Annotated in this window: 12 protein-coding genes; 9 read left to right on the forward strand and 3 right to left on the reverse strand. The window is 47.0% G+C overall.

Features of this window, described 5'->3' with window-relative positions; genetic code table 11:
- Positions 1-178: 178 nt before the first annotated feature.
- A complete protein-coding gene (locus HQRW_RS00090) occupies positions 179-1,459 on the forward strand; it encodes an RNA-guided endonuclease InsQ/TnpB family protein (protein WP_011570309.1) in 1,281 nt (426 codons plus the stop codon).
- Between the two features lie 66 nt (positions 1,460-1,525).
- Here the strand turns inward: HQRW_RS00090 and HQRW_RS00095 are convergent, their stop codons facing one another.
- Entirely contained in the window at positions 1,526-1,771 is a 246-nt protein-coding gene (locus HQRW_RS00095) for a hypothetical protein (protein ID WP_231852372.1), read from the reverse strand.
- A 326-nt stretch (positions 1,772-2,097) separates the two neighbouring features.
- Positions 2,098-2,862, reverse strand: coding sequence for a bacteriorhodopsin (locus tag HQRW_RS00100; protein WP_011570311.1), 765 nt, complete (start codon positions 2,860-2,862; stop codon positions 2,098-2,100).
- A 211-nt stretch (positions 2,863-3,073) separates the two neighbouring features.
- On the opposite strand from HQRW_RS00100, the gene HQRW_RS00105 reads away from it, so the two are divergent.
- Both HQRW_RS00105 and HQRW_RS00110 read left to right on the forward strand, forming a co-directional pair.
- Complete coding sequence (locus HQRW_RS00105; RefSeq protein WP_011570312.1) at positions 3,074-3,430, forward strand: hypothetical protein; 357 nt, start codon at positions 3,074-3,076, stop codon at positions 3,428-3,430.
- 552 nt (positions 3,431-3,982) lie between these two features.
- A complete protein-coding gene (locus HQRW_RS00110; protein ID WP_014554961.1) occupies positions 3,983-4,225 on the forward strand; it encodes a ferredoxin in 243 nt (80 codons plus the stop codon).
- A 232-nt stretch (positions 4,226-4,457) separates the two neighbouring features.
- Here HQRW_RS00110 and HQRW_RS00115 read toward each other — a convergent pair whose 3' ends face one another.
- Positions 4,458-5,198: a bacteriorhodopsin gene (locus HQRW_RS00115; protein ID WP_014554962.1), complete on the reverse strand. Its 741-nt coding sequence runs from the start codon at positions 5,196-5,198 to the stop codon at positions 4,458-4,460.
- A gap of 786 nt (positions 5,199-5,984) precedes the next feature.
- On the opposite strand from HQRW_RS00115, the gene HQRW_RS00125 reads away from it, so the two are divergent.
- From HQRW_RS00125 to HQRW_RS00150, 6 genes are all read left to right on the forward strand, one after another.
- Positions 5,985-6,743 carry a lycopene cyclase domain-containing protein gene (locus HQRW_RS00125; protein WP_011570315.1) on the forward strand — a complete coding sequence of 253 codons (759 nt, stop codon included), beginning with the start codon at positions 5,985-5,987 and terminating at the stop codon, positions 6,741-6,743.
- Positions 6,734-7,771 (forward strand): Brp/Blh family beta-carotene 15,15'-dioxygenase, encoded by a 1,038-nt coding sequence (locus HQRW_RS00130; RefSeq protein WP_014554963.1) that lies wholly within the window; start codon positions 6,734-6,736, stop codon positions 7,769-7,771. The genes HQRW_RS00125 and HQRW_RS00130 overlap by 10 nt, the downstream gene beginning before the upstream one ends.
- A 176-nt stretch (positions 7,772-7,947) precedes the next feature.
- Positions 7,948-10,515, forward strand: coding sequence for a DEAD/DEAH box helicase (locus HQRW_RS00135; protein WP_014554964.1), 2,568 nt, complete (start codon positions 7,948-7,950; stop codon positions 10,513-10,515).
- 84 nt (positions 10,516-10,599) lie between these two features.
- The gene (locus HQRW_RS00140) at positions 10,600-11,637 is read left to right on the forward strand and encodes an A24 family peptidase (RefSeq protein WP_014554965.1); all 1,038 of its coding nucleotides are present in this window, start codon (positions 10,600-10,602) and stop codon (positions 11,635-11,637) included.
- 641 nt (positions 11,638-12,278) lie between these two features.
- Positions 12,279-12,677, forward strand: coding sequence for a phosphoribosyl-AMP cyclohydrolase (gene hisI, locus HQRW_RS00145; RefSeq protein WP_014554966.1), 399 nt, complete (start codon positions 12,279-12,281; stop codon positions 12,675-12,677).
- A gap of 14 nt (positions 12,678-12,691) precedes the next feature.
- Entirely contained in the window at positions 12,692-13,870 is a 1,179-nt protein-coding gene (locus tag HQRW_RS00150) for a DUF7118 family protein (protein WP_014554967.1), read from the forward strand.
- The last annotated feature ends 45 nt before the right edge of the window (positions 13,871-13,915 follow it).

The following is a 13,915-nucleotide window of genomic DNA, read 5'->3' on the forward strand; positions in this document are numbered from 1 at the left end:
GAGTTTGACCCAGAGGTGCTTCAGGTTACGGAGAGCCGAGGAGAAAGCCTCGCGCTTCAGCGCTGGGATGAATCCGACACTTCCTTTCACACTCCACCAGCTAATGTCACAGCTGGACATTCCACGCTACTCCAACCCAACCCTACCCTTCAAATTAGTTTATCTACATAGGTTACGTATGGCGAAACAGGTCGTCACCCGCACCTACATCGCTTCCATACGGAACCAGTCTCAGGTGCAAGACGACCTTGATTCGCTCGGGTTCGCTGCCTCGAAGCTCTGGAACGTCGGACGGTGGACGTGTAGTCGGATCTGGGATGAAATCGATCATATCCCGAACCACAACGAACTCACCACGTACCTCAAAACCCACGAACGCTACGATGACCTGCATTCGCAGTCAAGTCAGCGAGTCCTTCAAGAACTCGCTGAAGCGTTCAACGGTTGGTACGGTAAACGACGCAACGGGGACACGAACGCGAATCCGCCCGGCTACCGCAAACACGGCGATGACCACCCACGTTCCACGGTCACATTCAAAGCTGCTGGCTTCAAGCTCGATACCCAGTACTACCGCGTTCGACTCTCAAAGGGGTCGAACCTCAAGGACTACTGGTCGGACTTCATTCTTTGTGAGTACCAAACCCGCCCCGACGTCGATCTCTCCACTGTCGAGAACGTCCAACAGGTGCGAATAGTTTGGACGGGTACGGAATGGGAACTACACTTCGTCTGTAAGGTCCAAATCGACGTGGCTGAAGCCCCCAGTGAGAATACGGTAGGCGTTGATCTCGGGATCAACAACTTCGCCGCGCTCGCGTATGAAGACGGCCACGGCGAGCTCTATCCGCTGAACTGTCTGAAGCAGGACGACTACTACTTTAGCAAACGGATTGCCCGGTGTGATGACTCGAACTCCGAGCAGGCCACCCGGCTGAATCATAAGAAGTCGGCTCGTCGCACTCACTATTTCCATACGCTTTCGAAACACATTGTTGAACGGTGTGTTGAGGAAGGCGTTGGAACGATCGTAGTGGGAGATCTCTCGGGGATCCGCGAAGATGATGACACCAACAAGTCGAAAAACTGGGGGAAACACGGTAATCTCGACTTGCACTCGTGGGCGTTTGACCGGTTCACCGACCTTCTCGAATACAAGGCGGAGATGGAAGGAATCACCGTCGAGGAAGCCTCTGAGGAGGACACGTCGAAGTCGTGTTCGTGCTGTGGTCGCAAGCGTGATGCGAACCGTGTTGAACGCGGGTTGTACGTCTGTGATGACTGTGGGACGGTAGCGAACGCTGATGTGAACGGGGCTGAGAATATCCGACAGAAAGTATCTCTGAGTTCACTGAATCTGTCGGTGAATAGGAGTAACGGCTGGTTGGCACAGCCATCGACGTTCCTGTTTGACAAGGAGACTGGTGCGTTTGCACCTGAAGAACGGGTTAGGTCGTAAACCACAATATCCCAACTCAGCGGTGCGGTGCCGTGGGAATCCTCGCGCTTCAGCGCGGGGAGGATGTCAACCGAAGTGCTGTTCTCGATGTAGTCGGAACATTGAGATGACAACACCAGCTGTCGCAATAAGTTCAATCACAAGCACAATGGTAAATGCTGGAAAAAACTGTAACTGAAAAATCGCCTGGATTGCTGGCAGTGCAAACAATCCTCCAACGCCAATAATCACAGAAAGGATTAAGCCAATGAGTGCCTGCTGATTCAATGATTCCGGCGCAAGCGGTTCTTTCTCGCCATCATTTTGATTCATGGTCATTTGATAGTCAACAAATATAGTATGTATTTATGAACACTTGAACCTACTCGCTATGCTCATGGTTATCTCAAGATGATGCACAGCATAAGTGAGTGTCTATGAGAATAGAGCATACTATCAAAAGATCATATTGTTTGTAATCAAACAATAATTACTGCACGTATTGTGCTAAGTCACAGAGCCTGGGCTATCTCTCGTGTGTGACAAATCAAAAAATGAAAAGCTATACTCGGAGTGAATTGCGGTCATATACTGTATGACAACCACGATATGTGGTGTCATTGTTACCGCAACAATCGATAATTGTTGTTAGGTAGTCGTTAGTCCGCAGCGGTTTCTTGTGCTGACGGTGTTGGCTCGCTGCCGCCACCCATAATAGCTCGACTGCGTAGGAGGATAAATCCGAATCCAACCTTCGCGACCAAATCAAGAACCATGAAGAGAAGCGTTTCACCGTAGAGACCGGTGAGTGCAAGCCCTTCAGTTCCAACAAGCCATGCAACTGGATATATTGCCCACGTTACAAGGATAATATTTCGAAGCGCGTTGAATGTCGACCGCGTGTCCTCATCTGCATCACTAACTGCCTCACCGAAGACGGCAACCAGGTAGTATAGGAGGAACACCATTGAGATAGTGCTTATCGTCCAGAAAGCATATCGTGCGACCACGACCTTTGTCAACGTTGCCACAAGACCAGTCACGATCATGAATGCGTCAATACCGACAAGCGCACCAATATCGCGCTGACTTGCACCGGCAAGGAGGCCAATGTCAAGCAGAAGCAGTGGTGTTGTGAACAGCCAGTCAGCATATCGTGCCCAATACACGTCAACGACACGTCCGTTCGCCAATGACACTTCGGTCAATCCGAAGCCAAAGAACATTGATAGATACGATGCAGCTGCGATTGCTGGAATGAGAATTGTGATGACGTAGAACTCCTTCTGACGGGGATCTTGGACATCCAATCCGTCAGCAATGAAGTACAGCATCCCAAGTAACATTCCAATTGTTCCAAGGGCTAGCCATATGCCCTCGCCTTCTACTCCGAGACTGCTCATTTGCAGCGCCAGCTGAGACATTGCATTGTCCAGTATGTGCTCCTCACACTTAACGATATTCGCCGACCCGGCAATAAATTTTAAGTCCAGTACCCATCAAATTTAGATGGTACGTACAATAAAATTGTAGAGTAAACCCATATAGACTGGAGACAACTCATGTGTGTGGAATCAAATGAGCACTATCAAATATCCGAAATCAACCCTGCGGTTAGCTATCCAATAAAAAATTATGAGCGGAGATGAGACGACAGAAGTTGAATCCGAAGATGAAACGACACGGACAGACACTACAGTAAAGACTGAGACTGAGACCGAAACCGAAACTGAACCAGAAACAACGCTTGATATTGAGGCAGCAGCTGAGCAAGAAGCATCCATTGAGGCGCTTCAAAATACTGTTGAGGAACAAGGTGACCGAATTGAAGAGCTTGAGGACCTTGTGTTGGATCTCTCCGCGCGCGTTGCAAGTGGTGATGCAACCGGCGTTTGTCCGGACTGCCATGGTCCAGTTATTAAATCAAATCCGTTCTTCCGCAGTGCAAAAATAAAATGTTCTGATTGCGGACGTGTCTTTCACGAATATTAACGCCGTTAATATTGGGTTATTATTTTATTTCATCGAGTGTCACAGCCGCTATTGCAGATATAATTTCTAGTCTGTAAATTGAATTTTTCTCGGGGGACTCGACATACTTCACAGAGTTACAAGGCGAATACCACATAGCTGATCCTGAGGCAGTCTATGACTTCTTTCCTCGATAATCTTTCTCGCTTCTTCTGAAAGCTGATAGTAATTCAGGGGTTAATACGCTTCTTGCAGCTCACCAGAGTCACACTTTGAGTGACTATCATCTAATATCCGCTCGTTTACTATCTTCAAGATACTCATCCTTGCAGGCGACTGCCGGACTGCGTCGTCGGTGACTTGCTCTTTATATGGAAAATTAGTGGGTAATGCATTCGGTACATTAGTAATTTTCAGGTTTGAGTTCCGAGGTATAGTGAATAAGTTATATTCGACTGACTGTTGAATAGTATCTAGTGATATCAGGAAACCGGAATCTCTAGGCGCTTTGCATACGCTCTGATGCACGCCCTACAGCGTCACCACTATATTATTACATCGTCGATAACAGATATGCGAATCAGATATAATCGTGAAACATGTATTGGAATGTTTCAGTGCGTTAATGAATGGGATGCATTTGAGGAAAATATTGACGCTGGAAAGGCTGAATTAGCCAAGGCAGATGAAGTCGAAGATGGGATATTTGAGCGTGAGGTTCCTGAAGATGTGGAATTCGAAGCGAAATTCGCTGCCCGTGTCTGTCCAGTTGACGCAATTGAAGTGTATGATGACGATGGCGAGCAAATCGTCTAATATTTTCACATATAGGGATCAACATGGCTTTGAGCCATGTATCAAAATAAACTGATGAATCATATTTTTATTTATCATTCAATATTCTAGCATTTAATAGGCGCTAACCCCCCTTCCTCGTCCTCAAGGAACGAGCGAAATGAGTGAGTGAGGCGGAGACACAGCGCTATTATGATTCTGTCATGCATTTTAAATACCCACTTATGACTGTCTCGATTGATCTCCGCAAGTGTCAGTGTGATTTTATATCGTTCGTCGACGATGGATGACTAGCAGCCTGAAGAATATCTTGACTCCCTAGTAAAACAGCACCAAATCCAATTTTTGTTCCAATATCAAGCATAACGTATAGCATTATTTCTGTGGTGACAGCGATTATACCAAATCCACCGCCTGTTCCAAGAATCCATACGATTGGGTATAGTGCCCAGAGTCCGAGTGTAATATTACGAAGTCGGTTGAATATTATACCCGTCTCTGCTGATCGGCTTCTGGCGCGTTCTGAGAGTTCGCCGAGTAGATAATATAATAAAATAATAAATGCCGCAGTACTCACTGCCCACCATACGATTCTAATGACAGCACCTTGCTGCATCATCGACCCGGCGAGTCCACCGAGAATCATGATTGCATCAATGATGATCAATTTATACAGTGTCTGTTTTCTCGCGCCTGCAACTAATGCTAAATCAATTATCAAAAGTGGCGTTGTCAATAGCCAATCAGCATATCGTGCCCAATAGATATCGATCACTTCAGTTCCTCTTATTGGCATCGAAATGACCCCCAGTCCAGTCGCCATTGCGAGATAGGCGGCTGCTGCAATCGCTGGAATCAGGGTTGTGATAATATAGTATGTCTGCTGTTCGGGATCAGTTGATCCTCGCCCTCGCACTGCAAAATACACTGTTCCTAGCACCATTCCGATGGTTCCAATCCACAGCCAGGTCGCTTCTGAGCCTGGTGTCGCCATACCCACATAACATGTTGTCCTCTCACAATTTATATGCTGTGGCGGATCGTGATTATCTAAATTTGAGGGCAAGACCCCTCATCAAGAAGTGAGTGAAACGAACAAGTAGCGAGGGGATACACCTGACAGACTACAACAATTAATATCTAAGCTAACAGACAAGTTATTCTCTAACGTGGAACTAATTCAAACTACTAATACAGACGGCAACACCATTCGTTCTTGTCGTTTCGCCACTGTTCAAACAGGTACGCTTAGTCTCTTGAACAAGATGTTTGAGAAAGAGAATCCACAGCGGCTCGTGGACGCCCCACAACGGATAATTCTCTCTGCTCATAAATCTGGTCAGATTCTGACGGCTGAGCAGGTCGGGGTCGTTCACTCAGCACAACCGATTTTTTTCTTAGTACTGTGGAAATCTGAGATGATTCTTTATTCGCTCTGGGGATACAGAAAATTCTGAGTTCCCGGAATCAAAATCGGAAATTGAAATTAATCGAGCATAGTCGAGGGTGATATGAGTGGTAATTAGTGACGCTCTTTACCCGTCAATATAAATCTGAATATAAATTGTCAAAATAATATTTCGCTTGCTGTCCATATTTTAGCTAATACAGGCTAAGTCCCCTTCCTCAAGGAGCAAACCGGGGCAGATTGAGGTAGTTCAGTATTATCTTGATATTTATTTCAACCGAACTCATCGGTTAACATTACACTTATTGCTGAACCATCCCTATCTCAACTCATGCATTACCTCCGTAATTGTCGTTATCAGTTCAGCCACTTGTGAGTGGACTCTCATATGCGGGGTTTCATGTCTTATTCACACTCCCGCCACTTGCGTACCTCTTTGTGTTTGGGACGACTCCGACCCGCCGAGTTGCCCGTGTCGGAATTATACTTATGACCGTCGTCGCGGTGATATACACGACACCGTGGGACAACTATCTTATACAGCGCGGCGTGTGGTGGTATGGTCCAGGTGATATATTTGCTCGTATCTGGAAGGCACCCGTTGGTGAGTATCTATTTTTTATTCTTCAACCAATCCTCACTGGACTGTGGGTTACAACGCTCACGCCTGATGCCACATATCGTAATGGTGATTTTGATCGTCGACCTCGAACACTCGGTGCTCTCGTATGGCTTGGGTTTGGTATTATTGGTACTGTCCTTCTTACAGTTGAGTCCGGATTTTATCTCGGTGCAATCTTAGCGTGGGCTTGTCCAGTTGTGGCACTCCAGTGGGCTGTTGGTGGCGGATATCTTACTCGACGATGGCGTGAATGGTCGCTTGCTATTGCTATCCCAACAGTATATCTATGGATGATAGATAGCATCGCCATTGCCCTTGGTGTCTGGACAATCTCCGATCAGTATTCAACTGGGATTAACCTTCTCGGTCTTCCAATTGAAGAAGCTGTATTCTTTCTTATAACGAATATACTCATTGTATATGGCTTAATTCTCTTTGAGTGGATTATCGATTACTGGTATCACCACCCAGACGCTATTGGACCGGAGGTGTCCCGAGAGTGGCTGTAAGTGAATCGCTCTCAGACACTACCCGTCAGGTGCTTGAGCGCAGTGTCTTCATACCTGCGTGGCTTATACTGATAGGCTGCATTCTCCTTGCACCACTTGTCGAATCACTCTCGCCGCGGTTGCGCTATCTTCCGTTTGCTTTGAGTCTGCTTATTTTTGGACTTCCACATGGTGCGGTTGACCACCTTACACCAGCACGAACAGTTAATACACCAGTCACGGTTCGCTCAATGCTATCTGTTGGTGGATTATATCTCAGCATCGGTGGAGTGTATCTTGGCTGGTGGTTCTTCGCTCCAACCAGTGCTGCGATTATGTTTGTATTCATTACGTTACTTCACTGGGGACAAGGTGACCTTTATGCAATCTTATCATTTCTTGACGCTGATCACCTTCCAACCCGATTTGAGCGAGCGCTCTCAATTGTAACTCGCGGGGCGATGCCAATGCTTATTCCACTCATTGCACATCCGATGTCGTATCAGCGTGTCCTAATTGGGTTTATTGAACTCTTCAGTGTGAGCACCGTATCAATTGGATTTCTATTTTCATCACCGATTCGTAACGTTGTCACTGCTGTGATTATCGGTCTCAGTATAATGACTATCGCTGCCGGTGCATGGCGTGTTTACACAGGGGCGAGTGCTCGCCCATATCTCATTGATGCCGGTGAAATTGGTCTGTTATGGGCATTTTTTATTGCTTTGCCCCCTATATTTGCTGTTGGCGTCTATTTCTGCATCTGGCACTCACTCCGGCATATTGCCCGACTTGCGATTATTGATCATCCGTCTCGGCAGGCGCTTGACTCAGCGCATATTCGCCCTGCAGTCTGGCGATTCGTTCGCGATGCAGTACCCCTTACTGCTGCTGCTCTCCTCTTTTTTGCTAGTTTATATATTCTTGTTCCTCGTCAGCCAAACAATATTGAGTCTCTTGCTGCATTCTATTTAGTCGGCATTGCAGCGCTTACTGCGCCGCATGTCGTCATCGTTTCATGGATGGATCGAATGCAGGCAGTCTGGTGAGAGCGGTTATCCGGTTGCTATTTCTGAACTATCCCTATGCTTACTCACGACTTTTGCCGTTCACCCTTTGAGCGTGGGGGAGACTTCTCTTTTACTATGCTAAATCATATTACCCACACCACCGGATGTATAATTAACCGATAACTGTTAGTCCCTGCTTAATATAATATATCTCGATGGCTGCCACCGATGACTCCGCGTATGTGGACCATCCGCTTCTTGTCTCGTCGTTCATTGAGCAACGCTTGTATCAAATTCAGCTTGCAGGAACTGCCCGCAAGACGGATACTCTCGTTTGTCTCCCCACAGGGCTTGGAAAAACAACGGTAAGCTTACTTGTTACAGCAACCCGATTGAACTCTATCGGTGGCACTGCGTTATTTCTCGCCCCGACGAAACCGCTTGTTCGTCAACATGTTGAGTTTTATCGTAATGCGCTTACAATTCCTGACGAAGATATCGTTGTGTTCACCGGAGAGGTAAGTCCAGATGATAGAGCAGCGCTCTGGGATGACGCACAAGTCGTCATCGCAACCCCACAGGTGATTGAAAATGATCTTATTGGCAATCGAATTTCGCTCAATTCAGTCACGCATTTAACATTCGATGAATGCCATCGCGCGACCGGCGAGTATGCATACGTCTACATTGCAGAGCGATATCACGACGACGCGACAAATCCACGTGTGACCGGTATGAGCGCCTCTCCAGGCAGTGATAAGGAAGGAATCGTGACTGTATGCAACAATATCGGTGTCTCAGCGGTTGAGGTGATGACAGAAGATGATGCGGATGTAGCTGAATACACATACACCACGGATGTCGAGTGGAAGCATATTGAACTTCCTGATGAGATTATACAGATTCGAGACGCGCTCAACGATGTAATTCGTGATAGACTGCAACAACTGAAATCCCTCGGAGTTGCAGACACGACCCAGCCTGATGTTTCACAAAAGCAACTGAACCAAATGCGGGGGAAATTACAGAAGCTGATTGACGCAGATAATTCAGATGGGTACGCTGGGATGTCAACGCACGCAGAGGTCATGAAATTACGTCGCGCTGTTGAACTTGTTGAGACTCAGTCAGTTGAATCCGTTCGTCGGTATTTCGAACGTCAACGTAATGCAGCACAATCATCGGGAGCCTCAAAAGCTAGTCAACGACTTATTGCTGAGCCGAAGGTTCGTCAATCAATGCAGCTTGCGGAATCATTTGATGGGACGCATCCGAAGTTTTCTCGGACCCGGATTATTCTTGCACAAACACTTGGTATTGAGGGTGGTGAGCGCGTGATTATTTTTACAGAGTCACGAGATACCGCTGAGGCGCTTACTGAGTTTCTCTCAGCGTCATTCGATGTCCAGCGATTTGTCGGACAAAATGACACCGGTCGTTCCGAAGGCATGACCCAACGCGAGCAGCAAAAGGCACTTACAGCATTCCGTTCAGGCGAATTTGAGGTGCTTGTTTCAACCTCAGTCGCAGAAGAGGGGCTTGATGTTCCTGAAGTTGATCTTGTGTTATTTTTTGAACCCGTTCCGACAGCAATTCGGTCAATACAACGAAAGGGTCGAACAGGTCGCCAAACTGAGGGGCGTGTGGTTGTCCTTCTTGCTGAAGATACACGAGATGAAGCCTACTTTTGGATCTCGCGACGACGACAAAAAAAGATGGAATCTGAATTACGGTCGCTCAAACAATCTGTTGACGATATCGAGTCCTCGATTATCTCCCCACAAGAAGAACTGACAACATACAATCATGATTTATCGACCGAAACCGATGCTAAAGCGTCGGATGAGGACACAGATGCAGAAACAGACTCAGACTCTGACTCTGACTCTGACTCTGATATATCCAAACAAAAAATAGCAGATTCTGCGAAGGACAGTCAATCAGGGATCACAGACTTTGCTCCTAACGATTCCGAACTGTCAAATACAGAGACAGAGACAGAGACAGAGACAGAGAGAGAGGCACAATCAGCAGAGACAGCATCTGAGGAAGTATATTCCACAGACACTGAAACGAATACTGCTGTCTCTGAGTCTCCTCCAACACCGGACGTTGACATCAGTGAGGATACGATTGAAATTGTTGTTGACCAGCGTGAGCTTGACTCGACGGTCCCACGAAGCCTCTCGACCCGTGATGCTATTCAGACTCGCTTAGAAACGCTTGCTGTCGGTGATTATGTGCTCTCAGATCGTGTTGCTGTTGAGCGAAAATCAGCAACTGACTTTCTTGATACGTTACTTGATGGCAATCGGTCATTATTCGAACAGACTGGTGATCTTGTTCGAGCGTATGGACGACCAGTGCTTATTCTTGAAGGGGAATTGACCACACTGTATACAGAACGGAATATCGATCCAAGCGCAATTCAAGGGGCACTTGCATCGCTTGCAGTTGATTTTGACATAAGTATTCTTCAGACGCGCAATGATAGTGATACAGCGGATATGCTTGAGACAATCGCAACCCGTGAACAGACCTCACGCGATCGAAGCATGAGCGTGCATGGAGAGAAAAGCGCCAAAACATTACAAGAACAACAGGAGTATGTTGTTTCTTCAATTGCCGATATCGGTCCTGTGACTGCACAATCATTGCTTGATGCGTTTGGTACTGTTGAAGCTGTGATGACAGCAGGTGAAGATGACCTTACAGCAGTCGACGGTGTCGGTGCTGTCACTGCAACCCGAATTCGTGATGTTGTTGGAAGCAACTATTCATGATGGATTCCTTGTGATGGCCTCGAAACATATCAGTGATTACTGGGGAGACGGAAACTACAATACGATACCTCTCGCGGTTCCAGTATGATTGCTAGTATTTCTGATCTCCTTCGATTATGTATCATGCCTATTCTCGTGTGGGCTGCTTGGCGTGATGTGAAAACTCGTCGTCTCCCATCATACCTCTGGCCACCGCTTGTTATGCTCGGTGTGGTGCTTCTTGTCTGGGATACATCAGTGTATTTCTCGGGACTTTCGCCTATCTATACCCCAATTGCTATTACGTTTCTTTTTCGCGTTAGTGTTAGCTGTTTAATCATTATCCCACTCTCGTATGGCCTCTGGGCTATCGGGGGCTTCGGCGGGGCAGATGCAAAAGTGCTGATGACACTCGCAATCCTCATTCCGACAGTGCCGATATATCAGTTTCTAGGCATGACATTTCCTGTGATCACAGCCCCATTGGGCGTATTCTCACTGACAATCCTCACAAATACAGTGGTACTTACCACCGCATATCCAATTAATTTGATACTTCATAACATCACTGACCGGGTGTGGGAATTCCCGGCGGCACTTTTTGCCCGACCGGTCAGTATTGATGATCTTGATACTGAACACGGGCAACTGGCTGAAACATCAGACCGTATCACTCGAAACGGAATTGATCTTGACGCGCTCCGGATGTATCTTCGATGGCGCGGTACGACACTCAGTGCAATTCGTGAGTCACCGACGACACATCGCAACCCTGCGAGCATTATTCAAACATACGCCCCGACGGATGGTGCTGTTAGTATCACGCCAGATCATTCATCCGCAGAAAGAACATCTGCTAAATCTCACACGGACATGAGGTCCTCCGATCTGACGGACTTCGATTCAGTCGATGCAACAGACGTCTGGGGTGCTGATAGATTCCTTGAGGCTGTCAATCATCGCGCGTATGGAAGTTCACCTACACAGCTCCGAAACACACTGACGCTTCTCTCAGCTCCCGACCGACAGACTGTATGGGTTTCTCCAGGAATCCCGTTCCTCGTCCCAATCTGTCTTGGTACGATTATTGCATTTACCTACGGTGACATACTGTTTGGGCTCGTTATTTCACTTTACATGTGATATATTCACTACTGTGTCTCTCTGTTCGACTCACAGTAAGCAGCCTCGGGCGTGCTAGTGATTCAACAAACTTCTGTGTGAACTGATTCACTCATTCGATGCGAGAGAACTACCCTGACCGATGCATGTCTACTTAATCACCCAGTTCTTCTATGGATTACTATGCCTCGAAGCTTTTATTCCCTCCCTCAGCCGTACAATAGCACTCTCTGCTCGGCAAGCGACCCGGTAGACCGGGGAACCCGTCCTCGCAGGTTGTTAGATGCCAATCGGTGAGTAAGAACAGCTCTTGAGATTGCGTGTGAGAATTTCATACTCATGCTGTGAAACCTCTATGATAGCGATCATGAATCAAGAATGTTGGCAGTATCATTCAATTCCTCATTGACTAGATATATGATCACAATCGACATCTACAGATTAACAGGCAGAGTGCTTCGGGGCTTGACCCCGAGGTACTTCACTGTCCGCCGCTCACTTTCCTGGAAGAGTAGATAATTTTTCTGATAGAAGTGAAAAATAAAAACGGAGACAAATATCGATGAATTACACTATGACGCTGATCAGCATTATGAGAGTGAGTAACATAAATACTGTTTGGACGCAAGACCTATCGGCCACAATCATCTCATATTGACTCGATGACTAATGATGCTGTGACTGGGAGTCAAGATGATGCTGAGATTGAAATTAGGTTCAATTCAGATGGGCTTGTGCCCGCCATTGCACAGGATGCTGATTCTGGTGAGGTATTGATGCTTGCATACGTCTCACCAACGGCACTCAAACGAACACGCGAGACCGGGCAGGCGCACTATTATTCTCGGAGCCGAGAAGAACTGTGGAAAAAAGGCGAAACGAGCGGTCACACGCAACATATTCGAGAGATTCGCGCCGATTGCGATGCTGATACTATTTTATATCTAGTCGAACAAACTGGCGGAGCGTGTCATACAGGTCGTCAATCATGTTTCTACCGCACTCTCGATGGAACGGAGGTAACTGAGCGTGTTTTTGACCCAGAAACAGTTTATGAGTGATAACGGAGGCAAGTATGCCCATCGCTGATCTTGATAATGATGCTTCTGATGCGGTAATCGATTTACTTGAGACTACTGAATCGGTACTCGCGGAGTTACAAGACGCTGCGGAGCAACATGAATCCATTACAACCCAGATCAGCGACACAGGGCATGATGCTGTTGTCGAAACGGCGGACGCATATCGCCGAGCAACAGGACTTCTCGACCGATATATTGACTCAGCAACTGGAACAGGTGATTTTCAAGCATACGTTGAATTCCAAGACAAGTTTCTTAGTTGTGTTGAGGAGTTACCCGATGAACTCCCAGCGCGTGGAGCATTTGAGACCGCCGCAGACCGACTTGACAGCCGTCGACTTAGTAAAAGCGATTTTGCGTCCGCTCGTGAGGACCTTGCTCCGGCAAAGAGATACATTGAGCAACTTGAGTCATATAACCAGACAGTAGAGGCAGTCAAAACCGCTCGTCGGAATGTCACACTGCACCGTCGCAAGCTCACCGATGCAATTGATGCGCATGATGAGGCGCTTTTATTTGCAGATATTAATCTCGATGCTCCCGTTGAGCAACTGTTAGACCCAATTGAGACATATAATGATCGACTTCATTCAGAATTTGATGAGTTTATTACAACTGAATCAACGGCAACAGTCATTGACTTTCTTGAATATGCTGATTCATTTCCACTTGTTCCGTTTCAATCCCCGCCGCCTGATCTCAGGCGATTTGCTCGTGAGAGTCCTGATTCGGATGAGCCAATTCCAACATTACTGAAATTTGCATCATATTCCGGGTCTAAACTTGATCACTATGCAACAGATCCAGCGTTACTACAAACAACGGTTGCAGTACATCAGACATTTCTTGAGCGTCTTGACGCAGAGCCACTTATGATTGAACGACCCCCACCTACTGCTGGTACACTTCGTCAATTTACTGGTGAGGCGATATCGATACTTGGACGATTCGCGAGTGAAAAAACAATCGCTCGTCTCCGAGCGCTTCGAGATCAAAGCTATGATGACTCATATACCCAACTTCGAACTGCTCTTCGCGCACAAATTGAACTGAGTGCTGATGAACGTGAACGACTCCAGACCGGAACGATGGCTGATGAGCGCGATGCGCTTGTCACTGCTCGCACTCGCCTTACAGAAGCGCTTACTCAAACCCAGTCACAAGTCGAATAGCCGGCATATGTGTTATCATATATTTATACAAACTTTCATTTGTTG

The sequence above is a fragment of the Haloquadratum walsbyi C23 genome (genome assembly GCF_000237865.1).
Lineage (GTDB): Archaea > Halobacteriota > Halobacteria > Halobacteriales > Haloferacaceae > Haloquadratum > Haloquadratum walsbyi.